This window comes from Micromonospora olivasterospora, from assembly GCF_007830265.1.
Lineage (GTDB): Bacteria > Actinomycetota > Actinomycetes > Mycobacteriales > Micromonosporaceae > Micromonospora > Micromonospora olivasterospora.
Genome location: NZ_VLKE01000001.1, coordinates 3,599,834 through 3,626,050 on the forward strand (window position 1 = coordinate 3,599,834; position 26,217 = coordinate 3,626,050).

The following is a 26,217-nucleotide window of genomic DNA, read 5'->3' on the forward strand; positions in this document are numbered from 1 at the left end:
CTAAACGAGTGGCTCGACCGATTGGCCGCCGGGCGCGACCTTCGTCCACAGATCGGTGATCCGCAGGTCCAGTTCCCCGAGCAGCCGGCGCAGCAGCGGCAGGGACAGCCCGACCACCGTCCCCGGATCACCCTCGATCCCCGCAACGAACGCCCCGCCCAGCCCGTCGATGGTGAACGAGCCGGCCACCGCGAGCGGCTCACCCGTCGCGACGTACGCGGCGATCTCGTCGTCGCCGATATCGCCGAAATGGACGGTGGTCGACGCGACCGCCTCGGCGCGGGACGCGCTGGACACGTCGATCAGGCAGTGGCCGGTGTGCAGCACCCCGCTGCGCCCACGCATGCGCTTCAATCGTCGGGTCGCGTCCGCCGCGTCCGCCGGCTTGCCGAGGATCTCGCCGTCGAAGCCGAGCACCGAGTCGCAGCCCAGCACCAGCGTCCGCTCGTCCGGGGACGACCGCAGCCGGTCGAGGACCGCCTGCGCCTTCAGCCGGGCCAACTCCAGGCACAGGTCCTCGGGGTGTTCGCTGACCACCTGGGACTCGTCGACCCCGCTGACCAGCACGTCGGGTTCGATCCCGGCGGCCTGGAGCAGCTTGCGGCGGGCGGGGCTCGCCGAGGCGAGCACGAGACGGAGCGGCATCGAGTTCGGCACGCCGCCGACGCTACCGGCTGATCCTTGGCGCTTGGTGGTCCGTACCCCGACGCCCCCTCGGCGGGTCGCCCGCCCGGCCGCCCGACCGCCGGCCCGACCTCCTGGGCGGGTGGCGCCGGCGCTGGGCCGGGCACCGGCCCGCCGGCGCTGCGCCGGCCCTGCGCCGGCCCTGCGCCGGCCCTGCGCCGGCCCTGCGCCGGCCCTGCGCCGGCCCTGCGCCGGCCCTGCGCCGGCCCTGCGCCGGCCCTGCGCCGGCCCTGCGCCCCATGTCGGCGACATGGCGGTATCCGAACCGCGGGATGGCCCAATGTCGCCGATGTGGCGGTGTCCGGCGAGTGGGATGGCGCGATGTCGCCGCCATGGTGCCGGGGAGAGCGCCTCGGGCCGGCTGGCGTGGACTCTGGTCACCTGCTGATGCGTGGAGGCGGGTCGTCACCGCGCCGACGACGCCGCTGTATTAGCGCGTAAGCGCCCGCGCCGGCCGCAAGGACACCGAGAACGACTAGCTGGCGTGTTGTGCTGTTGCGGCCTCGTGCCCGTCGCCCGCCATCAGTAGAGATGACAGGGCCAGCCTGCGAGCCAGGCGGTGGTGCCGCCTCAGTTGGCGGAGTTGCCACTGCATCGAATCCCAACGGCGGTACGTCTGCGGTCAGAGCCGCGACCAAGTCGACGACGCCGTACCCGTACTCGTCGTCCCGACCCGGCGGGCCCTTGTCTACAGCGGTGGCAGTGAGACGGTGAGCGACCTCTTCAGCCGAAAGGTAGGGATAATTTGCCCGTATCAACGCTGCGGCCCCCGCGACCATCGCTGCAGCATCGGAGGTGCCGGTGCCTTTGCGGTATTTGCCGTCGATGCTCGTGCTATAGATGTCCACGGCTGGAGCGACGACGTCGATTCCGGGGCCGATCACCGAAACCTGTGCATGGTTACCGGCTCGATCGACGCCGCCAACCGCGATGACGCCGGGGTGGCTAGCAGGATAGCCAATTGCGCCCTCGCGAGGCCAATTGCCAACACCGGCAACTACGACAACGTTTGCGTTGAGGGCAGCCTTAATCGCTTGCTGTAGCGGGACGGTTGGGCTGCTCGTGGCAGAGACGCTAATTACGTCTACGCCTTGGAGAATCGCGTACTCGATACTTGCTGCAAGGTCATCAGCCTCACCAAGGCCGTTTTTTGGGGTGTCGTAAAGAGGGAGAATTTTGGCCTTAGGTGCGATTCCCAGAGCTCCAACGCCTCCCTTGCGGCCGTGGGCGGCGATCAGCCCGGCCATGCCGGTGCCGTGGCTATTCTGGTCCTGTTGGCCGTTACCATGGCCGCCGGAGATGATGTCTTTACCGGGCAACAAATTGTTACGTAAGTCTGGGTGTGGATCGACGCCAGTGTCCGGTACTGCGACGACGATCCCCTCGCCTTGGCTGATTCGATGTGCCTCGGCCACCTTGAGGTAACGCAGGTGCCACTGATCCCCTCGGATCCGTTCAAAACCTTCGGGGCGCGGTACGGCGCTTACGTGCCCAGCCGGGAGCAGGGCCACTGTCGACAGGCTCAGCGTTGCCAGCGTTGCGGCAGCGGTCCAGGCGAACTGTGGCTTCAACGACCGAATCCGATGGCTGGGCCCGGATCGATAGGACCTTCCTCGTTTGGCGGGCGGACTACCGGGCTCACCCCTTGCTGCGTCTCCCAGGGATTGTCTGGATCCCATTGGCGCAATTCACTTTCATCTTGCTTGCGGCCCGGCCGTCCGGGCGTCCCAACGGTTCTGGAGGTGCTGCCCGTGCTAGGGGCGCCGTTGATCGGCGGCATTCCGTGCATACCGCCGAGTAGGTTACCGCGTCCAACTCCCGGGCGAGTGCCAGCTCCGCCGGTCGGCGCGGTACCGGCACCGCTTCCAATTATCCCGCCGACAGGGTTAACGCGGCGCGCCGGATTGGCGCCGCCCGGGTGACCCATCCCCATTCCGGGCGCTCCGCCGATCAGGCCGCCTGGCGGCATGGGCCGGGAAGGCGGTGCCACTTGTGCTGCTCCATTCGCTCCACCCGACATGGCGCGGCCGACGGGTTCGGTCTGGCCGCCGCGGGATCCCGGGGCCGCACTGCGGTCCGACGATCCAGAAACCGGATGCGAGGGCGTGGGTAGTCCGATTTCCGGCGCTGGGGTGGGCGGGCCCGGTGGCGTCACGGCTGGCGGGCCAGGCTTGACCGGAGTCGGTACCAGGCCCGGGGCCCCGCCCAACACCGGCCCGACACCCAGGCTGGTTCGTGTAAGCGCTGGCCGCACTGCCGACGCCGGCCGATTGACCGAGGGTGTAGTGCTGCCTGCCGCTGCCATCGGTACCGGGACGATTGGTGGGATGACCGGAACGTTAGCTCCCGACGGGCCTTCAGGTGCAGCATCGTCGACCCTTGGCCCAGGCTTGGAAGGCGGCGGCCTTTGGAGCATTACTTGTGCCTGCTGTAGTTCGCCGCTGAGTCCGTACATCAGGCTCCGCGCCTGAACGTTGAGCCGTTCCAGGTCGGCGTCGGTCACCGGCTTGTCGGGTACCCGGCTGCCCATCACCGCCTTGGGGTCGGCGAGCGTCGCCTCGTACGTCCGCTTCTGCTGGAGCTTGTCGACGTACTCCTCGTAGAGCGGCTTGAGTTCCACCCGGGCGCCGCTGATGGCGCGGGTGGCGGCGGCGAGTGCGTCGTAGTTCGCGGCGGCCGCGTCGTGGGTGTGTTGCACCTTCTCGATCAGGTCGTCGAGCTCGGCGAGGTACGTCCGGGCGGCGGCGTTGGTGGCCGGCGGCCACGCCTCGGCCAGGCCGCGTCGGTACTCCTGGAGGCGGCCCAGGTGGGCCTGGGCGAGGTCACAGACCTTGCGCCAGCCGGCGACCTGCTTCCAGTGCCCGGTGGTGTCGTGGTCCTGCACGCAGGCCCACATGCTGAGCAGGTCCATCAGGTGCCAGTCGGTGAGGCCGGACGTCCGGCCGCTGCCCCGTTCGATCACGGCAGCACCCGCCGCGCCGCCCCGCTCTCGGGGCTGGTGGGATCGAGCAGGATGGGCGCGGGTCGGGCCGGCGCGGCGGTGCCGGGGTCGGCGAGGGCATGCTCCACGTCGGAGACGCGGGCGGCGGCGAACGCGTCGACGTCGGCGTACTGGGTGGCGATCCGATCGGCGGCGGCGGCCAGGTGGCCGGTGGCGCCGCCGACGGACCAGACCATCGCGACGGTGGCCTGCTGGGTTTCGTTGTGAGCTTGGAGGAACTGCACCAGCTCGACGAACGCGTCGGCCGGGTTGGGGATCGGGGCCTTCATGTCGTCCGCGATGTACGACAGGTGCGGCGCGTAGTTCCGCTCGACCTCGGCCTGGAGCTTGTCGGCGAACTCACGCATCTGGCGGATGTCCGCCTCGATGCCGCCGTAGCCACGCAACCAGGGCGCTGGCAGGTCCTCCTCCGGGATCATGGCCCTCCCTACCCGTCACGGCGCCGTCTCCCTGAGTGAGGTTAACCGCTCCCCGCGACACCCGTCAGCCCCGTACGGCGGCTCCGGGTCAGCGCGGCAGGCCGGAGGCGCGCCATGCGCCGGGACCGGCGGCGAGCGCCGCGCCGGTCGGGCGGCCGCTGCGGGCCCAGGCCGAGACGGCGGCCGGGGCGGGCGCCGCGACGGGGCGGGTCCGCGCGACGAGTACGCCGACCAGGGCGGCCAGGTCCTCGGCGGTCGGTACGCCCCGGGTCACCCGGAACAGCGGCTCTTCGGCAGGCATGGCCCCCAGCGTACGCGTACCAGAATTTGACCTTCGTCGCACAGTGGCGTGCCGGCGGTGTGCGCGGTGCGCGCTCCGGGTACCGTCTTCCCCGATGTCGAACGCGCTTCCCCAACTCGTTGCCGACCGGTACCGGCTCATCTCGCCGCTCGGCCAGGGCGGCATGGGCCGGGTGTGGAAGGCGCGCGACGAGGTGCTGCACCGTGACGTGGCGATCAAGGAACTCGTCCCGCCGCCCAGCCTGACCCCCGAGGAGCGCCGCGAGATGCGGGAACGCTCCCTTCGGGAGGCTCGGGCGATCGCCCGGCTCAACCACATCAACGTGGTCCGAATCTTCGACGTGCTGCGCACCGACGGCGACCCGTGGATCGTCATGGAGTACGTCGCGTCGAAGTCCCTTCAGGACACGCTGGCCTCCGACGGCCCGGTCTCGCCGGCCCAGGCGGTGGAGATCGGCCTCGGCGTGCTCGGGGCGCTGAAGGCGGCGCACAAGTCCGGGGTGATGCACCGCGACGTCAAGCCGGGCAACGTGTTGCTCGGCAATGACGGTCGCGTGGTGCTGACCGACTTCGGGCTCGCCACGATCCCGGGCGACCCCAACGTCACGCGGACGGGCATGGTGCTCGGCTCCCCGGCGTACATCGCGCCGGAGCGGGCGAAGGACGGCACCGCCGGGCCGGAGGCGGACCTCTGGTCGCTGGGCGCCACGCTCTACGCCGCCGTCGAGGGCAAGTCGCCGTACGCCCGGCCGTCGGCGATCGGCACGCTGGCGGCACTGGCCACCGAGCCGATGCCGCCGCCGAAGAACGCCGGCCCGCTCAAGTCGGTGCTCACCGGCCTGCTGCGCAAGGACCCGGCCGAGCGGATCGACGCCGACGAGGCCGAGCGGCTGCTCCGCCGGGCCGCCGGGCGCCGGTCCAAGGGCATTCCGCTGCTGGAGGGCGTACGCCGGCCGAAGCCGGACGGGATGCGCCTGCCCCGACCGACCGTGGTGCCCGCGCCGCGTCCCGCCGGGCAGCCTGCCGACCGGCCGGTCCCGCCGACCACCGCCGCGAACGCGCCGGCCACCACGCCGCTGGGTTCCGCGGGCGCGGCGGCGACCGGCGACGACGCGACCGCCAGGGTCGCCGACGGCGCGGACGCCGCGCCGACCGCGAAGGTCGAGCCGCCCGCGTCACACCCGGACGCCGACCCGACCGCCAAGGTCGAGCCACCTGCCTCGCGTCCCGACGCCGACCCGACCGCGAAGGTCGAGACGTCGACGTCGCGTCCGGGCGACGATCCCACCGCCAAGGTCGCCCCGCCCGTACCGCTCGACGACACCCGCGTCGAGCTGGCCGCCGAGGAGCCGCGGGAGCAGGCCAGGCGGACCTCCGTGCTGCCGACCCCGGTGAGCCCGCCGCCGGCGCCGTCGGGCCGGGCCGCCGTCGTTCCCGGTACGCGCCCCGACAACCGCCGCCGGAACCTGCTCGTCGGCGCGCTGGTCGCGGTGCTGCTGCTGGGCCTGCTGGTGGCCGTCCCGCTGCTGCGCGCCGGCGAGGAAGAGCCCGGCGGTGGCGGGCAGCAGGCTGGCGCCACCACGAGCGCGGGGCCTGCCGAGCCGTCCACAGGCCCGACCTCGGCGCCCGCCCCGTCGGCGACCAGCGCCGCCCCGCCGAGCCCCACCGCGTCGGCCAGCCCGACCGGGTTGGTGCTGCCTCCCGGGTGGAAGCTGCACCGGGACCCGACCGGCTTCTCGATGCCGCTGCCGGAGGGCTGGCGGCGCAGCGCGGGCGGAACCTGGGTGCAGTTCCGGGAGCCGAACGGCGTCCGCGAGGTCGTCATCGACCGGACCAGCACGCCGCAGCGCGATGCCGCCGCAGCGTGGCGGGCGATCGAGTCCGATCGGAAGAGCAGGGTCAACAACTACAAGTACCTGAGCATCCGCAGCGTCGACGGGTTTTGGAAGACCTGCGCCGACTGGGAGTGGCTGGAGACCCGGGACAACACCCGGATCCACGTCCGCAACCGGGGCTTCGTCACCGCCAGCGATCGGGGCTACGCCATCCGCTGGGAGGTGGCGGCCTCCGAGTGGGAGGCCAACCTCGACGAGTTCGAGCTGATCGCGCAGAACTTCGAGCCGGACAGGAAGGACTGACGACGGGCCGGTCCGGGGAATTCGGGTCGGCGCGAAAGCCGTTCGCATGACCTTCCATCGGGCGGGGTACCTGAACCCCGACGACGGAAGGAGGTACGACATGGGACGCCGATTCACCGACCGCCGGCCCCGGCTGGCGCTGTGGATGCTCGTCGCGCTCGGCGACGCGGTGTTGCTGCTGGTTGGCGTGGGCCTTCCGGTACTGGTCGCGCTGCTCAGCGTCGTGGCCGTCACCGTCGCCGGGGTGGCCGCCTGGCGGATGACGCGACGGTCCACGGTGGCTTCGAAGGACGTGCGACGGCCGGCGCCGGTCACGGTGCCGCACATGGCGCGGCGGCGGGCCTGACAACCGGGCGGACGGCAACGCCGGATGGACCGGCCGGCGGCGGCAGGACCAGCTCGCGACCGTACGGTCGCAGCCGATCCCGCCGCCGCCGACCGGCTCCCCCGGGGAGTCGGAACCGGGCGGGCGCGGCGATCAGGCGGTGACCGTCACGTCGGTTCGACGGGTAGCCACAGCTCGCAGGTCGCGGTGCTGAAGTCGTCCGCGCGCTCGAGGATCGCAACCATGGAGGGACCCGGCCGCAGGCGCCACGGGTTGGAGGGGAACCACTCGGTCGCGGTCGCGGCCCAGGTGTCCTGCAGGGCCTGCGGATGGGGTCCGGCGGTGCGGAAGATCGCCCACCTGCCGGCCGGTACCTCGATGGCGTCGAGGTCGTCGGGGAGCGGCGTGTCCCGGGACACAGCGACCCCGTGCAGGTAGGTCAGTTCGCTGCCCTCGGTGCCGTCGGGGTCGAGGTCGTCGCAGACTTGTAGCAGCCCACCCGGGTCGGTGTCGCCGAGGGCCTTCAGTCGGAGATGCTCCTGCGGCGGCAGCGCGGTGAGGTGCCGCTGGATGTGCGGGTTGATGCCCGCTCCGCGCGTCGCCGCCCAGTCTCGCACGGGCGGCACCCTGCTCGGGCGACCCACCGGCCCGCAGCCGCGCGGGGTAGGCTCGCGCCCCATGGTGTCGACCGACGGGCTGACGGCGCTCTGGGACCGGCTGTTCTCCGCCCAGCCCGACCCGCCGCCGCTGCTCGTGCTCGTCACCGCGGCGGTGGCGCTGCTGGTCGTCTCGGCCCGGATGCCCTGGCGGATCGCCCGCAACGCCGTCACCATCGCCCACGAGGGCGGCCACGCCCTCGCGGCCCTGTTCACGGGACGCCGGCTGCACGGCATCCGGCTGCACTCGGACACCTCGGGTCTGACCCTGTCGGCCGGCCGGCCCAGCGGTCCCGGCATGATTCTCACCCTCTTCGCGGGGTACGTCGCCCCGTCGCTGGTCGGGCTGGCGGGGGCCTGGCTGCTCGGCGGCAACCGGATCACGCTGCTGCTCTGGGTGGCCGTGGCGCTGCTGCTGGCCATGCTGGTGCTGGTCCGCAACGTCTTCGGCGTGTTGTCGCTGCTGGTCACCGGCGGCGTGGTGCTCGCCGTCTCCTGGTACGCCTCGCCGCAGGTGCAGGCCGCGTTCGCCTGGACCTGCGTCTGGTTCCTGCTTTTCGGCGGCGTACGGCCGGTGGCCGAACTCCAGCGGCTGCGCTCCCGGGGCCGGCTGCCGGAGTCCGACGCCGACCAGTTGGCCCGGCTCACCCCGTTCCCGCCGCTGCTCTGGGTGACGCTGTTCGCGTTGGTCAACCTGGTCGCGCTGGTCGCCGGGGCGGCGCTGCTCGCCGGCCCGATCCTCGCCGACGCGGGCCTCACCGGCTGACGCGGGCCTCATCGGCTGACGCGGGCCTCATCGGCTGACGCCGGCCTCACCGGCTGACGCCGGGACGGGCCGACCCGCCGTGGCGGCGGGGCGCACGCCCGGCTGAGGGCACAGTGGGCAGGTGCGATACGGAGCGGGCCGGCGCCGACCTGGACACCCTGGTCGCGGCGGAGGAGCGGCGCGGGCGTGCCGGGGCCGGGGAACCGGACCACGCCGGGGCCGGAAACCGGGTCCGCTGAGTCGGCAACCGGCGCACCCCGCCCGCGCGTGTCCTCTGCGACCGAGGCGGGGGAGGTAGCGGGTGCCGGACGTCGACGGGTTCGACGAGTTCTACCGGGGGAGCCGACAACGGCTGCTCGGCTTCGTCTACGTGCTCACCGGGAACCTCGCCGAGGCCCAGGACGCCGTGCAGGAGGCGTACATCCGGGCCTGGCAGCGCTGGTCGACGGTGCGCGGGTACGACGACCCGGAGGCATGGGTGCGGGTGGTGGCCGGCCGGATCGCGGTGAGCCGGTGGCGCAGCCTGCGCAGCCGGGCCCGGGCGTACCTGCGGCACGGGGTGCAGGAGACGGTCCCGCCGCCCAACACCGACACGGTCGAGGTGGTCACCGCGCTGCGCCGGCTGCCCGAGGAGCAGCGCGTCGCCCTCGCCCTGTACTACCTGCTCGGCATGCCGGTCGCCGAGGTGGCGCGGGAGACCGCCGCCCCGGTCGGCACGGTCAAGGCCCGACTCTCCCGGGGGCGCGCCGCGCTCGCCGGGCTGCTCGCCGTCTCTGACCTGGAGGAGGCCGCCGATGCCTGACGATCTGAGGTTCGTCGAACAGTTGCACCGGGACCTGCTGGCGGTCCGCTGGCCGGAGCCCGCGGAGATCCGGGCCAGGGCCGGCCGCCGCAGCCGGCGTACGGCGGTGCTGGCGGCCGTGGCGGTGCTGGTCGTCGCCTCGGCCTCCGCCGTCGCTGTGGCCGCGCGCCCCGGCCCGCCACCGGCTTCGCCGCCCGTGACGGCCATCGCCGGGCCGTCGCCGTCCGGGTGGGTACCGGCCGAGGTGCCGCTGGAGGTGCTGCTCGGCCCGGCCGACGTGCGGACGACGAGCGAGGCGCTGACCCAGGCGGGGCTCGGCGAGAAGGTCAGCGTCGACGAGCTGCTGCTCTACTGCCACCACGCCCAGCGGCTCACCGCGGACTGGGAGCCGTCGCGCTACTCGCGTTCGGTGACCCTGGTGCGGCGTTCGGCCGGTGCCAAACCCGAGTTCGTGCTCTCCGAGGACGTCTACCGGGTCGCGCCGGAGGTGGGCGGGCGGTTGTTCGCCGGGATCGACAAAATGCTGGCGCCCTGCGGCAACTGGCGGTCCCGCGGTCCGGTCACCCGGCAGGGCGAGGTGATCGACGCCGAGGCGATCCACCGGTGGGAGGTGGTGGACCGGAACTTCGCCGGCGCCGAGTCGGCCCTGCTGCGGCACTCGGTCAGCAAGCCGCGGAACCTGACGACCGGCCGGACGTTCGGGTCGCCGTCGTCGCCGGCGGGCACCGCTGTCGTCCGCGTCGGCGACCTGGTCGCGGTGATCAACATGGGCCGGGGCGGCACCGAGCCGGAGCTGCGCCGGCTGGCGGGGGTCGCGGCGGACCGCATGTGCCCCGCCGCCAACCCGCCCTGCTGACGGTCCTCGCTCGGTGAGCGGGGCTCCCTGCCGTACCGAATGCGTCAACAGGGGCCCTTCCGCACACCTACAGCGGGATGTTGCCGTGCTTCTTCGGGGGCAGTGTCTCCCGCTTGGTACGCAGCACGCGCAGCGCGCGGACGACCTGCGCCCGGGTCTCGTGCGGCGCGATCACGCTGTCGACGTACCCGCGCTCGGCCGCGATGTACGGGTTGGCCAGGGTGTCCTCGTACTCGGCGATCAGCTCGGCGCGCAGCGCCGCCGGGTCCTCGGCGGCGGCCAGTTCCTGCCGGTAGAGGATGTTCACCGCACCCTGTGCGCCCATCACCGCGATCTGCGCGGTCGGCCAGGCGAAGTTCAGGTCGGCGCCGAGGTGCTTGGAGCCCATCACGTCGTACGCCCCGCCGTACGCCTTGCGGGTGATCACGGTGACCTTCGGGACGGTGGCCTCGGCGTACGCGTAGATGAGCTTGGCGCCCCGGCGGATGATGCCGTCCCACTCCTGCCCGGTGCCGGGAAGGAACCCGGGAACGTCCACGAAGGTCAGCACCGGGATGTTGAACGCGTCGCAGGTGCGTACGAACCTTGCCGCCTTCTCCGAGGCGGCGATGTCGAGGGTGCCGGCGAACTGCAGCGGCTGGTTGGCCACCACGCCGACCGGCCGCCCCTCGACCCGGCCGAAGCCGATCACCATGTTCTGCGCGTAGAGCGGCTGGAGCTCCAGGAACTCCCCGTCGTCGAGGACGTGCTCGATCACCCGGTGCATGTCGTACGGCTGGTTGGCCGAGTCCGGGATCAGCGTGTCGAGCTCCCGGTCGGCGTCGGTGACGTCGAGGTCGGCGGGGGCGTCGAGGACCGGCGGTTCGTCCAGGTTGTTCGACGGCAGGTACGACAGCAGCGCCTTGACGTACTCGATGGCGTCCTCTTCGTCCGCACCCAGGTAGTGCGCGTTGCCGCTGCGCGTGTTGTGGGTCCGGGCACCGCCCAGCTCCTCCATCGCCACGTCCTCGCCGGTCACCGTCTTGATGACGTCGGGGCCGGTGATGAACATGTGCGAGGTCTGGTCGACCATCACCGTGAAGTCGGTGACCGCCGGGGAGTACACGGCGCCGCCCGCGCACGGGCCCATGATCAGGCTGATCTGCGGGATGACGCCGCTGGCCCGCACGTTGCGGAAGAAGATCTCGCCGTAGCGGCCGAGGGACGCGACGCCCTCCTGGATGCGGGCGCCGCCGGAGTCGTTGATGCCGACGACCGGGCAGCCGATCTTCATGGCCAGGTCCAGCACCTTGACGATCTTCTCGCCGAAGACCTCCCCGAGGGAGCCGCCGAAGACCGTGAAGTCCTGCGCGAAGACGCAGACCTGCCGGCCGTCGACGGTGCCGTAGCCGGTGATGACGCCGTCGCCGTACGGGCGGGTCCGCTCCAGGCCGAAGTTGGTGGACCGGTGCCGGGCGAACTCGTCCAGCTCGACGAAGGAGCCCTCGTCGAGCAGCATCTCGATCCGCTCCCGGGCGGTCTTCTTGCCCCGCGCGTGCTGCTTCTCGACCGCCCGCGCCGACCCGGCGTGCACCGCCTCGTCGACCCGTCGCTCCAGGTCCGCCAGCTTGCCGGCGGTGCTGTGGATGTTGATCCCGGTCTCGGTAGTCACCAACGGAATATAACGATGGTTCAGGACCGCGTCGGTGTGCAGTTCGCCTCAGGCCGTCGGCGCGCACGCGCCCGGGGCGCCCCCGGCGGGGGCCGTACGCTGGCGGGATGGCCGGCTCCCCGTACACCGATCTGGACCGCCCGCCGCTGTCGGCGGCCCGGCTGCGCCGCGCGGTGGTCGAACCGCACGGCCCCTGGCGGCGGCTGGAGCTGCGCGCGGAGACCGGCTCCACGAACGCCGACGTGGCCGAGGCGGCCCACGCCGGCGAGCCGGAGGGCCTGGTGGTGGTCGCCGAGCGGCAGACCGCCGGCCGGGGCCGGCGCGGCCGGGGGTGGCAGTCGCCGGCGCGGGCGGGCATCGCGACCAGCGTTCTGCTGCGGCCCGGCGAGGCCGTCCCGGAGCGCGGCTGGCCGCCGGCCCCCGTCACCGCGTACGGCTGGCTGCCGCTGCTCGCCGGGGTCGCGCTGGTCGAGGCGGTGGCCCGGCTCGCCGAGCTGGACGCCGCCCTCAAGTGGCCGAACGACCTGCTGGTCGACGGCGCGAAGTGCGCCGGCATCCTGGCCGAGGCGGTTCCCGGCCCGTCTCCGGAGCGGGCCCCGGCGATCGTGCTCGGCGTCGGCCTCAACGTGACGTTGCGCGCCGACGAGCTGCCGGAGAACCCGACGGGCCTGCCCGCCACCTCGCTGCAACTGGCCGGCGCCGCCGCCACCGACCGCGACCCGCTGCTGCGGGCCCTGCTGCGCTCCCTCGCCGACTGGTACGGCCGCTGGCGCGCGGCGGGCGGGGACGCGCAGGCGAGCGGCCTGCGGGAGGCGTACCTGGCCGCCTGCGCGACGGTCGGCCGCCCGGTGCGGGTGCTGCTGCCGGGCGGCGACGAGCTGACGGGCGCCGCCGCGGGGGTCGACGCCGCCGGCCAGCTCCTGGTCGACACCCCCGACGGCCGGCGCGCCCTCGCCGCCGGGGACGTCCTGCATCTGCGGTGAGGGCAGGGGCACGCGCGAACCACCGCACCGGATGATCCGTCGGGATGCGCCGACCGGTTACGGTCAGCGCGTCCTGTTTCGGCGAGGAGGTTCCCGTGGCGTTCCCCGAAGACGTGCTCACCGAGGACGAGCACGTCGTCCTGCACCTGCACCCGCACTGGAAGGCGGTGCTGCGGCCGATCCTGGTGCTGGTGCTCGCCGTCGCGGCCGTCGTGGCGGCCTGGATCCTGCTGCCGGCCGGCGGCGCCGCGACGATCGCGCTGTACGTCGTCGCCGGCCTCGCCCTGCTGTCGGTGCTCTGGCTCGGGCTGTGGCCGTTCCTGGTCTGGCGCACCACCCACTACCTGTTCACGAACGAGCGGGTACTGCTCCAGCAGGGGGTGCTCTCCCGGGACCGGCGGGACATCCCGCTCACCCGGGTCAACGACCACGCGATGAACCAGCGCTTCGTCGAGCGGCTGCTCGGCTGCGGCACGCTCACCATCGAGTCGGCGGGCGAGCGTGGTCAGGCGGTGCTCCGGGACGTACCCCGGGTGGACCGGGTGCAGACCAAGCTGTACGAGCTGGTCGAGGCGCACCACGACAAGCACTCGCTCGGCGACGGCGAGATGCGCGAGATCCTGGCCGACATGCGCGAGGGCAAGCCGCTGCGCGACCCCTCGGCCTGACCCGGTTCTTTCGTTGATCAAGAGGTTTGCGTCGTGCCGGGGCATCCATCCCGACGCAAACCTCTTGATCAACCAGCGTCTGCGGGGCCGGGGCCGGGGGGTGGGGCGGGTCGGGTGGGGGCGGGGCGGGGGCGGGCGGAGGGCGAACCAGCCGCGGAAGCGGGTGCGGAGCACCTCCTGCTCCGGCCGGTCGTCGGGGCCGAGCCGGAGCATGGTGCCGGTGAGGATCACTGTGCCGAGCCCGGGGCGGGCGGCGGAGGGGCGGCTGCCCATCACGTCGAGGCGCGCCGAGAGCCGGTCGCCGGCCCGCACCGGGGCCAGCCAGCGCAGCTCCTCCAGGCCGGGCGAGGCGTCCGCCGCGGCCCGGGACAGCACGTGGTCGACGTACGCGCGCATGAACAGGCTGACCGTGTAGAACCCACTCGCGATCAGCCCGCCGTGGTGGCTCGCGGCGGCGTGCTCGGCGTCGACGTGGTACCACTGCGGGTCGAACCGGCGCGCGAAGGCGACCATCTCGTTGCCGTCGACCTGGACCACCCCCAGGTCGAACGTGCGACCCGCGGTCAGGTCCTCGAAGAACAGCTCGGCGGGCGCCCCGGTGCCGGACCGGACCAGGGGGTCGGCCGCCCCGCCGGTGCCCGTACCGGAGTCGCCGGCCGCCGCCCCGGTGCCCGGCGCCGCGACGGCTGGGTCCCCCACCTGCTGCCCGGGGACGCCGGCCGGAGCCGGGACCGGGTCGCCGGAGCGCCCGGCGCCGACGGGCGTTGCCGTGTCGTCCGCCTGTGCCGTCCCGTCGCCGACGGCTGGCGCGACCGTGTCGCTCACCGGCGTCGCCGCCGGGTGCCGGCGTGCAGCTCGTCGGCGAGTTCCGCCGCCAGTTCGCCGTCGAGCGTGGCGCCGAACGCCGCGTCGGCCGGCACGGGCCGCTGCCGCGTCGGGGCGGCCCCGAAGGAGGCGCCGTCGCGTCGGCCGGTCGGCTCCGGCTCGGCCTGCTCCAGCTCGGTGACCGACTCGGCCAGCTCGGCCACCGGGTCCAGCTCGGCCATCGTGTCCCACTCGTCGCGCGGGACGCCGTGCCAGGTGTCGGCCTTCGGCGCGGCGGGAGCGGGCTGGAAGACGAACGTCCGGTACGACCAGAAGCGGAACAGGGTGGCCAGCAGCACACCGCAGGTCTTCGCCACGTTCAGCGCCAGCAGGCTGGTCACGCCGAGGCCGTACTTGGCCGCCGCCAGGACGCCGAGCTCGATGAGCAGGCCGGTGGCGTTGAACAGGAAGAACAGGGCGTATTCGCGGCGCATCGCCGACTTCGGCCGATCGCGGTACGTCCAGTGCCGATTCATCAGGTACGACGTGATCGTCGCCACGACGGTGGCGACGACCGTCGCCTTCAACTGGCCGTTCTCGAAGACGGTGAGTGCCAGCGCGTTGAACACCGCGTAATTGATGACGGTGTTGATGCCCCCGACGACGCCGAATTTGAGCGCCTCGTGTAGGAACTTCTGCCAGCGCTCAGGCAGCAGACGGACAAGACGCATGCGGAACACCTTAGGCGAGTGGACGGGGCCGGGTCGGTCCGGCCGGACGAGGTGGGCGACGCGTCACGCGGGGCGGTCCCGCTCGCGCGCCGCCTCCGGAAGGGACCGGGTTCCCGCTTCCACGAAGACGAACCGCCGGTAGGACCAGAACCGGAACAGCGTGCCCAGGCCGGTGCCGACCAGGTAGCTGGCGACGTTGTCGGCGACCGCGGTCTGGAACACCTCCGGCCAGACGGCGCCCAGGCCGTACCGGCTGATCGCGAGGCAGGCCACCGCGATGCCCAGGCCGACGCCGTTGAAGATGAAGAACAGCGTGTACTCGCGGGCCGGGTGGGAGCGCTGGCGGTGCCGCCAGGTCCAGAACCGGTTGCCCAGGAAGGCGAGGGTCGCGGCGATCACGGTGGAGATCGTCTTCGCGGTGACCTGCTCGACCTGCTGGGCGTGGGCGAAATAGTTGAACAGCGCGAAGTCGACGAGGAACGCGATGCCGCCCACGGTGGCGAACTTGCTCAGCTCCCGGACCAGATGACCGAACCGGTCGATCAGTGCGCGCACCAGGCTGGGGCGGGTCTGCGGGGACCCCGGCTGGTCTCCGGTCATCGTGGCGGCCACCGGCCGAGCGTACCGGTTACGCGTACTTTCGGTCGGTAGCAACGGGCGAGGCGCGCTGCGCGGCCGGGGCTGCCGGCGACCCGGCGGCGCCGCTTCCCCGTCCGGCGGACCCGCGCCGGCCGGTGCGCAGCCGCGGGTCCGCGGCGGTCCGCGGCCGAGGTTGACCAGAGGATTTGCGTGAAACTGCGCGTGAAAGCGGGTATCAGCTCTCGATGCCGCAGCGTGGCCCTAGCTTGTGCAGTTCTTCACAACCAGTCCCACTGACTCGCGACGCAACCCGGTTTACGCTGAGGCCAATCCCAGGTTTCCACGAAGGCGACGCATCGCGCCGCCAAGACTCGTGCATCCCATAGATCGGTCAGCGTCGACCACAAGGAGATGTGTCATGGTTGCTCCGGCTACCGTTCGGGGTATCGATCAGGCCCCGACGTCCCACCCCAAACTGCTTGCCTGGGTCCGAGAGGTCGCGGAACTGACCACCCCCGACCGCGTGGTCTGGGTGGACGGGTCCGACGAGGAGTGGCGTCGCCTCACCGACGAACTCGTGGCGGCCGGCACGCTGATCCGGCTCAACCCCGAGAAGAAGCCCAACTCGTTCTACGCGCGCACCGACCCGGGGGATGTCGCCCGCGTCGAGGAGCGCACCTACATCTGCTCCGTCGACGAAACGGACGCCGGCCCCACCAACAACTGGATGGCGCCGGACGAGATGAAGCGCATCATGACGGACCTGTACCGCGGCAGCATGCGCGGGCGCACCATGTACGTCATCCCGTTCTGCATGGGCCCCGTCGAGGCCGCGAGCCCCATGTTCGGCGTCGAGATCACCGACAGCCCGTACGTGGTCGCCTCGATGCGCATCATGACCCGGATGGGCAGCCGGATCCTGGAGGCGATGGGCGACGACGCGGACTTCGTCCACGCGCTGCACTCCATCGGCGCGCCGCTCGCCCCGGGCCAGCAGGACGTCCCGTGGCCGTGCAACGAGACGAAGTACATCTCGCACTTCCCGGAGACCCGGGAGATCTGGTCCTTCGGCTCCGGCTACGGCGGCAACTCCCTGCTCGGCAAGAAGTGCTACTCGCTGCGGATCGCCAGCGTGATGGGCCGCGACGAGGGCTGGCTCGCCGAGCACATGCTGATCCTGAAGATCACCTCACCGGAGGGGCGGGTCTACCACATCGCCGGGGCGTTCCCGTCCGCGTGCGGCAAGACCAACCTGGCCATGCTGGAGCCGACCATCCCGGGCTGGAAGGTCGAGACGATCGGCGACGACATCGCCTGGATGCGGTTCGGTCCCGACGGCCGGCTCTACGCGGTCAACCCGGAGTACGGCCTGTTCGGCGTCGCGCCCGGCACCGGCTGGAAGAGCAACGCCAACGCGATGCGCACCCTGGACCGGGGCAACTCCGTCTTCACCAACGTGGCCCTCACCGACGACGGCGACGTCTGGTGGGAGGGCATGGGCGAGCCCCCGGCCCACCTGACGGACTGGAAGGGCAACGACTGGACGCCGGAGAGCGACAGCCTCTCCTCGCACGCGAACAGCCGGTTCTGCACCCCGATCACGCAGTGCCCGATCCTCGCCGAGGACTACTACGACCCGAACGGGGTCCCGATCGACGCGATCCTGTTCGGCGGCCGGCGGCGCGACACCGTCCCGCTGGTCACCGAGGCCCGGGACTGGGTCCACGGGGTCTACCTGGGCGCCACCCTCTCCTCGGAGACCACCGCCGCCGCGTCCGGCGCGGTCGGTGTGGTGCGCCGCGATCCGATGGCGATGCTGCCGTTCATCGGCTACCACGGCGGCGACTACTTCCGGCACTGGATCGAGATGGGCAAGGGCGCCGACGGCGACGCGGCCAAGCTGCCCCGGATCTACTACGTCAACTGGTTCCGCAAGGACCCGGAGGGCAACTTCCTCTGGCCGGGCTTCGGCGAGAACGCGCGCGTGCTGAAGTGGATCGTCGAGCGGATCGAGGGCCGCGCGGAGGCCGTGGAGACCCCGATCGGCATGGTCCCGGCGCAGGACGCGCTGGACGTCGAGGGCCTGGACATGACCCCTGAGGACGTCCGGATCGCCCTGAAGGTCGACCCGGAGGAGTGGCGCAACGAGCTTCCGCTGATCACCGAGTGGTTCGAGAAGTTCGGCGACAAGCTCCCCGGCGTCCTCTGGGCCGAGCTGGACGCGCTGCGCGCCCGGCTCGACGCGGAGCAGCCCACGCGGTAGGTGTGCCGGTTGCCCGTACCGGGCACCATCGGATCCCATGAGGACGGCCGCCGAGACCCAGGTCCGGCGGCCGTCCGCCGTCCGGGCGCTCACCGTCCTGCTCGCCGTCACGGCGGCGGCCACCGTCGTGGTCGAGCTGCTCAACTGGTGGTACGCCCCGGAGCAGGGCTTCGGCCTCGCGGTACGCACCGGCTGGGCGATGCTGCGCTCGCTCGGCTTCCTGCTGCTGATCCGGCACGTCAACCGGGGCCGCGCCGGGGCCAGGCCGGTCGGGCTGATCCTCGCGGTCACCACGGTCTTCGCGGTGGGCCGGCTCGTCGTCCCCCGGCAGGGGCTGCCGTCGCCGCCCGGGCTGGCCGGGTTCGCCCTGCTCACCGCGCTCTGCGTGGCCGTGGTCGCGCTGCTGTACCGTTCGGACGCCGTTCGCGGGCACCTCGTCCGGCACCGCCGGCAGCTCGTCGTCACCCGGGACGGGATCGCCTGGCGGGAGACGCCCCCGAAGCGGCCGCCGGTCGCCGGCTGGCTGTTGACCAGCCGGGTCGCCGCGTTCACGTACAGCCCGTTGATGCTGGTCCCGGCGCTGGTGGCGGGCGGCGCCGTGCTCGACGGCCGGCTGGTCGCCGTACCGGCGGTGCTGTTCTGGTTCGTCGCCGGCCTCGGCGTGAGCTACGCCGTGCTGTTCTGCACCGCGTTCCTGATGCGCGGCCGGCTGTGGGCCCGCCCGCTGCTGGTGGCGATCACGCTCGGCGTGCTCGCCGTCGACCTGCCGCTGTGCGCGTGGCTGCTCGGCGTCGACGGCCTGGTCCGCGACGGCGGCCCGTTGCTCGCCGCCGCCGTGCTGGCGTTGTACGGGTTGTGGCGCGCCGGCCGGGCCGAGGACCCGGCGCCGGCGAGGTGAGCCGAGCGGAGCGAGGTGACGTCGTGACCGACGAGTTCGATGTGGTGGTGGTCGGGGCCGGGCCGGCGGGGTCGGCCGCCGCGCTGGCCGCCCGCCGGGCCGGTGCCCGGGTGCTGCTGCTGGATCGCGCCGACTTCCCCCGCGACAAGGCGTGCGGGGACGGCGTCGCCGCGCACGCGCTGGACGTCCTCGACGGGCTGGGCGTGACCGGCGCGGTGGCCGGCTATCCGCCGTTGCCGAGGCTGCGACTGGTCGGGCCGGGCGGCGGCGCGGTGGCCCGGGCGCTGCCCCGGCCGGCGTACACGGTGCCCCGGGCGGTCTTCGACGCCCGGCTGGTGGCGGCGGCGGTCGAGGCGGGCGCCGAGCTGCGCCGGCACACCGTGCGCCGCGTCGAGGCGCGCGACGCCCGGGTGGTGCTCGACGGCGTCGTCGCCGGCCGGGCGGTCGTCGGCGCGGACGGGGCCGGCTCGGTGGTCCGCCGGGCGCTCGGCCAGCCGGCGAACCCGGACCGGCACCTGGCGCTGGCCATCCGCGGGTACGCCCCGGCCCGGCCCGGGCCGCCCGAGCAGCTCATCGTCACCTCCGCCCCGCGCTGGCCGGCGTACGCCTGGTCGTTCCCGATCGGCGACGGCCGGGCGAACGTCGGGTACGGGGAGGTGCTGCGCGGCGAGCCCTTGACCCGGGCGCACCTGCTGGACCGGCTGGCCGCGCTGCTGCCGGGCACCGACCCGGCGGCCGTGACCGCGCTGCGGGCCCATCACCTGCCGCTGTCGACCCACCGCCCGACGCCCGGCCGGGGGCGGCTGGTGCTCGCCGGGGACGCGCTGTCGCTGATCAATCCGTTCACCGGGGAGGGGATCTTCTACGCCCTGCTCTCCGGGGCGCTGGCCGGCGCGGCGGCGGCCGGCGGCCCCGAGCACGCCGCCCGGCGGTACGCAGACGTGCTGCGCCGACGCCTCGGCGTGCACCTTCGGCACAGCTCGCTGGCGGCCTGGCTGGCCCGGCGGCGGTGGGTGGTCGACGGCGCGGTCCGGGCGGCCCGCCGCGACGACCAGGTCTTCGGCGCCGTCGTCGAGCTGGGCCTCGGTGACGGACGGCTGGACGCGCGTACCCTGGCGATGATCGGCCTCGGTCTCGCGTCCCGGGATCTGCCACCGCGGGACTGATCCGCCCGGCGGGTCGCTACCCTGCAAGGTGATGACTCTGCGGAACCTCCTCTACTCCCTGTACGAGCGGCGGCTGACGGCCACGCTCGCGGGCAAGCCGGTGCCCCGGCACGTGGGCGTGATGTGCGACGGGAACCGCCGCTGGGCCCGGGAGATGGGCTACGTCGACCCGAACGACGGGCACCGGATGGGAGCGGAGCGGATCAAGGAGCTGCTGCGCTGGTGCGACGCCGCCGGGGTGGGGCACGTCACGCTGTGGCTGCTCTCCACCGACAACCTCTCCCGCCCGGCGGAGGAGCTGGACCCGCTGCTGCAGATCATCGAGGACCTGACGACCGAGCTGGCCGAGGAGGGCAACCCCTGGCGGCTGCGGATGGTCGGCGCGCTCGACGTCCTCCCGGCGCACCACGCGGTCGCGCTGAAGGCCGCCGAGGAGCGCACCCGGGAGCGCGCCGGCGGCGCCCAGGTCAACATCGCGGTCGGGTACGGCGGCCGGCGCGAGATCGCCGACGCGGTCCGTTCGCTGCTGGTGGAGCACGCGGCGACCGGCGGCACCCTCGAGGAGCTGGCCGAGACGCTGGACGTCGACCACATCGCCGAGCACCTCTACACGCGGGGCCTGCCCGACCCCGATCTGATCATCCGGACGAGCGGCGAGCAGCGGCTCTCCGGCTTCATGCTGTGGCAGTCGGCCCACTCGGAGTTCTACTTCTGCGAGTTGAACTGGCCCGACTTCCGCCGCGTCGACTTCCTGCGCGCCCTGCGCTCGTACGCCAACCGGCAGCGCCGCTTCGGCGTCTGACCCCGCCTCCCGGCCGGGGGGAGCGGGCACCCGGCCGGTCAGCGGAGGCGGGGGACGGCCGCGGTGAGGAAGTCGCCGAGGGCGGCGGGGGAGTCGATGGTCAGGTCGGCCGCCTCGGCCACCTCGTGCCCGGTCTCCGGATTGGCGACGGCCACGCAGACCCCGAGGAACGCCGGGTCGGCGGCGGCGCGGGCGCGCAGCGCCGAGAACGCCTTGATGTCGGACACGTCGTCGCCGAAGTACCAGGCGCCGCCGGCGTCCCGGACCACCTCGCCGATCACCATGCCCTTGTCCCGGTCGACCGGTGGCTTGAGCTCCAGCACCATCCGCCCGGCCTGCACCCGCAGGCCGAGCCGGTCGGCCTGGCGCCGGCCCCACTCCTGCACCTCGGGGCCGAGCCGCGGGGCCGTCCGCCAGTGCAGCGCCACCGCGAGCCGCTTGTACTCCACCAGCGCCCCGTCGGGCAGTTCGGCGTGGGCGAGGTCGGCCAGCTCCCGCATGGTCGGCACCCAGGGCAGCGCGGCCGGCTCGGTGACCGTCTCCCCGCCGGAATGGCTGTGTTCCAGGCCGTACAGGCCGTAGAGGTCGACGCCGTCGAGCCCGCCGAAATGTTCACGCAGGAACTCCACCGGCCGGGCGGAGACGATCGCGATGCGGCGGACCAGCGGGGCGAGGGCCTCGATGGCGGCCAGCACGTTCGGTGCCGGCCGCACTGCCGTCGGGTCGTCGTCGACCGGCGCGAGGGTGCCGTCGAAGTCGAAGAAGAGCACGGTGTCCGCGGCCCGCCCGGCGGTCGCTCGCCAGGCGTGGTCGGCGTCCAACGGGGTCTTCGGCGGCTGGTTGCCCGGATTTGACGGCGGCACGCGCGTCAGCGTACCCCGGGGTGGGCGGCTCATTCGTGGTCGAGACGGCGACCCGGGCCGGTTTGCGGTCAGCGTTCGGCGGCTCCCCGACCCCGGCGCCCGAACGGCACCACCTCGGCCTCCTGACCGTGGCTGAGCAGGTAGCCCTCCACGAAGCCGGTGTTCCGGTCGCCGGTGCGGGCCTCGAGCTCGTCGAGCCGGGCCACCAGGAGCTCGCGGAGCTCGCTGATCCGGTCGTCGAGCCGGCCGTGCAACTCGGCGACGACGGCCAGGACGACCGCCGTGCCGGCGACGGTGAGCGCGAGGAGGTTGGCGACCAGGGGAAGCTCCCCGCCGCCCAGCACGCCGCTCACCACGTTGCCGGTCACGGCCGAGGTCAGCGACACCACCGCGACCACGACTGCCAACCACTTCAGGGTCATGGACGGACCCCTCCTTCTGTCCCGCAGGGCTGGGTTCGGCCTTGTCCCGTCCCCCCACCGACGACGAGCCCAAGCAGTACGAGTAGGGACGCTAGCGTGCCCGTTCCGGCCCCGGAGCGAAACGAATGGGGCTGACCAGGCGTTCTTTCGCCATCTGAGGAACTACCCGGCCCGCCTGCCTCTTTTTCGGACATCCGTCGGAAGGGTCGGTCGATACGCGAGGTAACGGATCGTTTCCCGGATGTGGAACTTCTCCGCGTCCGACACGTTCGGGTCGACCAGCCGGCGCAGCAGCGCCTCGACGTCCGGGTCCATGGGGGGCGGGGCGGTGGCGGCGCGGGCGGCGGCCGTGCGGTCCCAGCCGAGTGCCGCGAACGCGGCGGCGGGGTTGAGGCCGAGCCCCTCGCAGAAGGCGACGACGCGCTCGGCCTCCGGGTCGCTGGCCCAGTCGCCCCGGATCCAGCGGTTGATGGTCTGCCGGGAGACACCGGTGCGCCGCGAGACCTCGGTGCCGCTCCAGGCGCGCAGGGCGCGGGCGTCGTCGAGGGCCCGGCGGACGAACGCGGCGAACGCCGTCTTACGGGTGGGAGCGCTCTCGGTCATGCCGTGACCGTACGGCCCGCCCCGCCCGCGGGCAGGGCCGGCCGCGGCATTGTCCCGCGAACGAGACGGGTTCTCGTATCCGCGCCGAACTGGTCCGATGCTGTTGTCGAGGGGTGCCACCTGGGCAGGATAGATGTCCAGGAGTGCCGAGGTAATCGGACGAAAAGCTGATACTGTCACGTTCATGGGACAACTTACCGTGTGTCACGTGCATGAGACGACTGGTGCTCGCATGCGTCCCTCGCCCGGTACGAGGGAGGTGCGGTGACGGAACTCGCCACCCGCGCCCAGGCATTCGGCCTGATCGCGGACGGGGTGGCCGCCGGGCTCAGCGCGCCGTGGCGCCTCTACCTCGCCCGGGGTTGCCGCTACCTGTCCCTGAACGTGGGCGACCGCGCCGAGTGGAACGCCTGGCGTACCCACCTCGGCTGCCCGGAGCTGAGCGTCCGGGTCTACGACGCCGGCGGCGAGATCCGCCGGTCCTCCGTGGCAGAGGTCGTGCTGGACGGCTGCCGGATCAGCGTCGAGCTGATCGAGGAGATCCGCACGGACGACCTGGAGCGACTGCTCGTCGCTGATCCGAGCTCGATCGAGCCGGAGGAGCGGTGAGCGCCCGCGGCGGGGCGGCCCGGCCCGCCGGCCGGCCCGGCGCCCGCCCGGCCGGCCCGGCGCCCGGGAGCCGCCGGATGAGTCCCTTCCTCGCGGTCTTCCTCGTCCTCGTGCTCGGCTCGACCAGCTACGCCGCCGGGCGGCTGCACGGGCAGCTCAGTTACCGGATCGGTTACCGGTTCGGATACCGGCAGGGCTACTTCGACGGCGACCGCGGCGCCTGGCACCGGCGCCGCCGGGAGGCGCAGGCGGCCATCGCCTCCGCCCTGGCCGCCCCTCCCGTGGCCGGCGCCCGGTGCGGCCCGGCCGCCCGGCAGGGCACCACCTACACGGGCTCCTCGTTCGCCGCGCCGGCCACCGTCGCCGCCGTGGCCGCCAGGGCGACGACCACGGCCAGCGGCCGGCATCCGACCGGCACTCTCGTCCGCTGGCAGGGCTGACCGTCCGGAGGGCCGGCGGGCAGCGGGGCAGGAGCACGGTGCGCCGTTCGCGGCGGACGCGCACCGTCGGGACCGCGTCAGACCGGTGACGCCGGTCCCACCGGCCGGGATGCGCGCAGGGGGCATGCATCCCGGCCGGCTCCGCCGCGCCTGTTCACGCCGTCGTCGCCGGAGATCCACCTGTCAACCTCTGGTCGCGGCGCCCGGGTGCCGTTAGCGTCTACTCATGGCGCGGGGCTCCCCCGGGCCAGCCGGCCAGCCCGGACCTGCGACCTCGCGCACGGGGCCCCGCATCCGACCCCGTGTCCCCGGGCACCGGAGGAGGCGGAACGCGGATGGCGGATGCCCATCCGTCGGAGCAGGCCTGTGACGACTCGCCGTACCCCCGCCGGTGCCGACCAGACCCCGGCGGCGACTGCCACGACCCGCCGAGCCACCCGGACCCGCCGCCCGGCCGCCCCGGTCGAGCCCGAGGAGCCCCGACCAGCCGGCCAGGCGTTCGTCCTGGACACCTCGGTACTGCTCTCGGATCCCGCGGCCTTCCACCGGTTCGCCGAGCACGAGGTGGTCCTGCCCCTCGTGGTCATCTCCGAGCTGGAGGGCAAGCGGCACCACCCGGAGCTGGGCTGGTTCGCCCGGCAGTCGCTGCGCATGCTCGACGAGCTGCGGGTGCGCCACGGCCGGCTGGATCGGCCGGTGCCGGCCAACGACTCCGGCGGCACCGTGCGGGTGGAGCTGAACCACACTGACGACGGGGTGTTGCCGCCCGGCTTCCGTAACGAGTCCAACGACGCCCGGATCCTCTCGGTCGCGCTGAACCTCGCCGCCGAGGGGCGGGAGGTGACGCTGGTCAGCAAGGACATGCCGCTGCGGGTGAAGGCCGCCTCGGTGGGGCTGCGCGCGGACGAGTACCGGCACGGGCAGGCCAGCGACCCGACCTGGACCGGCATGGCGGAGCTGGAGCTGGGCGAGGACGAGATCGGCCGGCTCTACGCAGGGGAGACGCTCGACCTGGACGCCGCCGCCGGACTGCCCTGCCACACCGGGCTGGTCCTGCACTCCGGCCGGGGCTCCGCGCTGGGCCGCGTGCTGCCCGACAAGACGGTCCGGCTGGTCCGGGGCGACCGGGAGGCGTTCGGTGTGCACGGGCGCTCGGCTGAGCAACGGGTGGCGCTCGACCTGCTGCTGGACGAGTCGGTCGGGATCGTCTCCCTCGGCGGCCGGGCCGGCACCGGGAAGTCGGCGCTGGCGCTCTGCGCCGGGCTGGAGGCGGTGATGGAGCGCCGCCGGCACAAGAAGGTGGTCGTCTTCCGCCCGCTGTACGCGGTGGGCGGTCAGGAGCTGGGCTACCTGCCCGGGTCAGAGTCGGAGAAGATGTCGCCCTGGGCGCAGGCGGTCTTCGACACCCTCGGCGCGGTGGTGCACGAGAACGTCCTGGAGGAGGTCATGTCCCGGGGCATCCTGGAGGTGCTCCCGCTCACCCACATCCGGGGCCGCAGCCTGCACGACGCGTTCGTGATCGTCGACGAGGCGCAGTCGCTGGAGCGCGGGGTGCTGCTCACCGTGCTGTCCCGGATCGGTCAGGGGTCCCGGGTGGTCCTCACCCACGACGTGGCCCAGCGGGACAACCTGCGGGTGGGGCGCCACGACGGGGTGACGGCGGTGATCGAGGCACTCAAGGGGCATCCGCTGTTCGCGCACGTCACGCTGACCCGGTCCGAGCGGTCGCCGATCGCCGCTATGGTGACGGATCTGCTGGAGGAAATATAGCTCTGACTGCCCGCGATATGCCGGTTCAGGCCGGTTTTTCAGGTGACGCAGATCACAATTTTTCCTGATGGTTTCCCATCCGCCTCACCGTGCGCGATGGTGTCCAACGAGCGCCCACGCACCGCAGAGATCGTCTGTCGTCGTCCGTCCCAGGGCGACCGGGACCGGCGGGGAACGAGTGCGTCGGCTGCGACCGGCAGGGTCGGGGCGCTCACGGCGCGGGCCAGGCCCCTCCCCTGGGGGCAGGGTCGTGCCGTGTCCTTGCCCCCGACGAAGGGACACTTCGTGAGTCGGTCGTGGAGCCGTTTCGGCGCCCGCACCGCCGCCGTCGCACTGCTCTCCGTGGGCGTTGCCGGCGGTTTCTATCTGGGCGAAGACCGCCAGACCCAGCAGCAGGGCCTGACCGCGCAGGTGGGCCTCCAGGTGGACCAGGCGGAGTACGAATACCAGCACGAGCGGCAGGCCGAGCACCGGATCAGCTCGGCGAAGCAGCGGGCCGCCGAGTACCAGGCCAAGCTGCGCGCCGCCGAGGCGGCGAAGGAGGCCGCCGAGCGGGCCCGCGAGGCCGAGGCCGCGGCGGCGTCCCGAAAGAAAAAGCGCGAGGCGAAGGAGGCCGCGGCCAAGGAGGCCAAGCCGTACGACGGGCCGATCCCCGCCTCGTGCAACGAGTACGGCGGCAACCGGAAGATCGGCTGCGCGCTGATGATCGACGCCGGGTTCGGCATCGACCAGTTCCCCTGTCTGGACAAGCTCTGGACCAAGGAGAGCGGCTGGAACCACAAGGCCCGCAACTCCTCCTCCGGCGCGTACGGCATCCCGCAGGCGCTGCCGGGCAGCAAGATGGGCTCGGTCGCCGACGACTGGGAGACCAACCCGGCCACCCAGATCAAGTGGGGGCTCGGCTACATCGAGGGCCGGTACGGCAGCCCGTGCGGCGCGTGGCGGCACTCGCAGAGCACCGGCTGGTACTGATCGCGGAACGTCGTGACGGCGGGGTGCGTCCGCGCACCCCGCCGTC

At 73.0% G+C, this 26,217-nt stretch carries 27 protein-coding genes and 1 pseudogene; 15 read left to right on the plus strand and 13 right to left on the minus strand.

Features of this window, described 5'->3' with window-relative positions; genetic code table 11:
* From JD77_RS16460 to JD77_RS16480, 5 genes are all read right to left on the minus strand, one after another.
* Positions 1-657, minus strand: a complete 657-nt coding sequence (locus JD77_RS16460; protein WP_145775185.1) for a Maf family protein — start codon at positions 655-657, stop codon at positions 1-3.
* A 404-nt stretch (positions 658-1,061) separates the two neighbouring features.
* The gene (locus tag JD77_RS16465) at positions 1,062-2,255 is read right to left on the minus strand and encodes a S8 family serine peptidase (RefSeq protein WP_387226029.1); all 1,194 of its coding nucleotides are present in this window, start codon (positions 2,253-2,255) and stop codon (positions 1,062-1,064) included.
* Entirely contained in the window at positions 2,252-3,646 is a 1,395-nt protein-coding gene (locus JD77_RS16470) for a hypothetical protein (RefSeq protein WP_145775187.1), read from the minus strand. Before JD77_RS16470 ends, JD77_RS16465 begins: the two co-directional genes overlap by 4 nt.
* Positions 3,643-4,104: a hypothetical protein gene (locus tag JD77_RS16475; RefSeq protein ID WP_145775188.1), complete on the minus strand. Its 462-nt coding sequence runs from the start codon at positions 4,102-4,104 to the stop codon at positions 3,643-3,645. The genes JD77_RS16470 and JD77_RS16475 overlap by 4 nt, the downstream gene beginning before the upstream one ends.
* An 88-nt stretch (positions 4,105-4,192) precedes the next feature.
* Entirely contained in the window at positions 4,193-4,405 is a 213-nt protein-coding gene (locus JD77_RS16480; RefSeq protein ID WP_145775189.1) for an acyl-CoA carboxylase epsilon subunit, read from the minus strand.
* Between the two features lie 94 nt (positions 4,406-4,499).
* Between JD77_RS16480 and JD77_RS16485 the strand changes: the two genes are divergently transcribed.
* The gene (locus tag JD77_RS16485; protein WP_145775190.1) at positions 4,500-6,542 is read left to right on the plus strand and encodes a serine/threonine-protein kinase; all 2,043 of its coding nucleotides are present in this window, start codon (positions 4,500-4,502) and stop codon (positions 6,540-6,542) included.
* A 100-nt stretch (positions 6,543-6,642) separates the two neighbouring features.
* Entirely contained in the window at positions 6,643-6,888 is a 246-nt protein-coding gene (locus tag JD77_RS16490; protein WP_145775191.1) for a hypothetical protein, read from the plus strand.
* A gap of 146 nt (positions 6,889-7,034) precedes the next feature.
* Here the strand turns inward: JD77_RS16490 and JD77_RS16495 are convergent, their stop codons facing one another.
* On the minus strand, positions 7,035-7,484 hold the full coding sequence (locus JD77_RS16495; protein WP_246140703.1) for a GyrI-like domain-containing protein: 450 nt from the start codon (positions 7,482-7,484) through the stop codon (positions 7,035-7,037).
* A 61-nt stretch (positions 7,485-7,545) separates the two neighbouring features.
* On the opposite strand from JD77_RS16495, the gene JD77_RS16500 reads away from it, so the two are divergent.
* The 3 genes from JD77_RS16500 (at position 7,546) to JD77_RS16510 (ending at position 9,947) form a co-directional block, all read left to right on the plus strand.
* Positions 7,546-8,289, plus strand: a complete 744-nt coding sequence (locus tag JD77_RS16500) for a M50 family metallopeptidase (protein WP_145775192.1) — start codon at positions 7,546-7,548, stop codon at positions 8,287-8,289.
* Between the two features lie 301 nt (positions 8,290-8,590).
* Positions 8,591-9,091 (plus strand): SigE family RNA polymerase sigma factor, encoded by a 501-nt coding sequence (locus JD77_RS16505; protein ID WP_145775193.1) that lies wholly within the window; start codon positions 8,591-8,593, stop codon positions 9,089-9,091.
* A complete protein-coding gene (locus JD77_RS16510) occupies positions 9,084-9,947 on the plus strand; it encodes a hypothetical protein (RefSeq protein WP_145775194.1) in 864 nt (287 codons plus the stop codon). The genes JD77_RS16505 and JD77_RS16510 overlap by 8 nt, the downstream gene beginning before the upstream one ends.
* 67 nt (positions 9,948-10,014) lie before the next feature.
* On the opposite strand, the gene JD77_RS16515 is transcribed toward JD77_RS16510, so the two are convergent.
* Positions 10,015-11,598 carry an acyl-CoA carboxylase subunit beta gene (locus JD77_RS16515; protein ID WP_145775195.1) on the minus strand — a complete coding sequence of 528 codons (1,584 nt, stop codon included), beginning with the start codon at positions 11,596-11,598 and terminating at the stop codon, positions 10,015-10,017.
* A gap of 107 nt (positions 11,599-11,705) precedes the next feature.
* On the opposite strand from JD77_RS16515, the gene JD77_RS16520 reads away from it, so the two are divergent.
* Positions 11,706-12,581 (plus strand): biotin--[acetyl-CoA-carboxylase] ligase, encoded by an 876-nt coding sequence (locus JD77_RS16520; RefSeq protein WP_145775196.1) that lies wholly within the window; start codon positions 11,706-11,708, stop codon positions 12,579-12,581.
* 95 nt (positions 12,582-12,676) lie between these two features.
* Positions 12,677-13,249, plus strand: coding sequence for a PH domain-containing protein (locus JD77_RS16525; RefSeq protein WP_145775197.1), 573 nt, complete (start codon positions 12,677-12,679; stop codon positions 13,247-13,249).
* 315 nt (positions 13,250-13,564) lie between these two features.
* Here JD77_RS16525 and JD77_RS35515 read toward each other — a convergent pair.
* From JD77_RS35515 to JD77_RS16540, 3 genes and pseudogenes are all read right to left on the minus strand, one after another.
* Positions 13,565-13,762 (minus strand): annotated as a pseudogene (locus JD77_RS35515) (MaoC/PaaZ C-terminal domain-containing protein); the annotation flags it as partial.
* Between the two features lie 308 nt (positions 13,763-14,070).
* Complete coding sequence (locus JD77_RS16535) at positions 14,071-14,784, minus strand: GtrA family protein (protein WP_145775198.1); 714 nt, start codon at positions 14,782-14,784, stop codon at positions 14,071-14,073.
* Positions 14,785-14,847: 63 nt separating this feature from the next.
* Complete coding sequence (locus JD77_RS16540; protein WP_145777620.1) at positions 14,848-15,384, minus strand: GtrA family protein; 537 nt, start codon at positions 15,382-15,384, stop codon at positions 14,848-14,850.
* 397 nt (positions 15,385-15,781) lie between these two features.
* Between JD77_RS16540 and JD77_RS16545 the strand changes: the two genes are divergently transcribed.
* Genes JD77_RS16545 through JD77_RS16560 form a run of 4 tightly spaced genes read left to right on the plus strand, consistent with a single transcriptional unit; the run spans position 15,782 to position 20,492 of the window.
* The gene (locus tag JD77_RS16545; RefSeq protein ID WP_145775199.1) at positions 15,782-17,626 is read left to right on the plus strand and encodes a phosphoenolpyruvate carboxykinase (GTP); all 1,845 of its coding nucleotides are present in this window, start codon (positions 15,782-15,784) and stop codon (positions 17,624-17,626) included.
* 37 nt (positions 17,627-17,663) lie between these two features.
* Positions 17,664-18,524, plus strand: a complete 861-nt coding sequence (locus tag JD77_RS16550) for a hypothetical protein (protein WP_145775200.1) — start codon at positions 17,664-17,666, stop codon at positions 18,522-18,524.
* Complete coding sequence (locus JD77_RS16555) at positions 18,521-19,690, plus strand: geranylgeranyl reductase family protein (RefSeq protein WP_387226044.1); 1,170 nt, start codon at positions 18,521-18,523, stop codon at positions 19,688-19,690. Before JD77_RS16550 ends, JD77_RS16555 begins: the two co-directional genes overlap by 4 nt.
* A gap of 31 nt (positions 19,691-19,721) precedes the next feature.
* Positions 19,722-20,492: an isoprenyl transferase gene (locus JD77_RS16560; protein WP_145775202.1), complete on the plus strand. Its 771-nt coding sequence runs from the start codon at positions 19,722-19,724 to the stop codon at positions 20,490-20,492.
* A gap of 38 nt (positions 20,493-20,530) precedes the next feature.
* On the opposite strand, the gene otsB is transcribed toward JD77_RS16560, so the two are convergent.
* From otsB to JD77_RS16575, 3 genes are all read right to left on the minus strand, one after another.
* Positions 20,531-21,355, minus strand: a complete 825-nt coding sequence (gene otsB, locus JD77_RS16565; RefSeq protein ID WP_145775203.1) for a trehalose-phosphatase — start codon at positions 21,353-21,355, stop codon at positions 20,531-20,533.
* Positions 21,356-21,423: 68 nt separating this feature from the next.
* Positions 21,424-21,777, minus strand: a complete 354-nt coding sequence (locus JD77_RS16570) for a hypothetical protein (RefSeq protein WP_145775204.1) — start codon at positions 21,775-21,777, stop codon at positions 21,424-21,426.
* Between the two features lie 162 nt (positions 21,778-21,939).
* The gene (locus JD77_RS16575) at positions 21,940-22,380 is read right to left on the minus strand and encodes a helix-turn-helix domain-containing protein (RefSeq protein ID WP_145775205.1); all 441 of its coding nucleotides are present in this window, start codon (positions 22,378-22,380) and stop codon (positions 21,940-21,942) included.
* A gap of 264 nt (positions 22,381-22,644) precedes the next feature.
* On the opposite strand from JD77_RS16575, the gene JD77_RS16580 reads away from it, so the two are divergent.
* The 4 genes from JD77_RS16580 (at position 22,645) to JD77_RS16595 (ending at position 26,171) form a co-directional block, all read left to right on the plus strand.
* The gene (locus tag JD77_RS16580; RefSeq protein WP_145775206.1) at positions 22,645-22,989 is read left to right on the plus strand and encodes a hypothetical protein; all 345 of its coding nucleotides are present in this window, start codon (positions 22,645-22,647) and stop codon (positions 22,987-22,989) included.
* Positions 22,990-23,066: 77 nt separating this feature from the next.
* Positions 23,067-23,429 (plus strand): hypothetical protein, encoded by a 363-nt coding sequence (locus JD77_RS16585; RefSeq protein ID WP_145775207.1) that lies wholly within the window; start codon positions 23,067-23,069, stop codon positions 23,427-23,429.
* A 366-nt stretch (positions 23,430-23,795) separates the two neighbouring features.
* The gene (gene phoH2, locus JD77_RS16590) at positions 23,796-25,199 is read left to right on the plus strand and encodes an RNA 5'-3' helicase PhoH2 (protein WP_145775208.1); all 1,404 of its coding nucleotides are present in this window, start codon (positions 23,796-23,798) and stop codon (positions 25,197-25,199) included.
* Between the two features lie 285 nt (positions 25,200-25,484).
* Complete coding sequence (locus tag JD77_RS16595; RefSeq protein WP_211372586.1) at positions 25,485-26,171, plus strand: aggregation-promoting factor C-terminal-like domain-containing protein; 687 nt, start codon at positions 25,485-25,487, stop codon at positions 26,169-26,171.
* Positions 26,172-26,217: the final 46 nt, after the last annotated feature.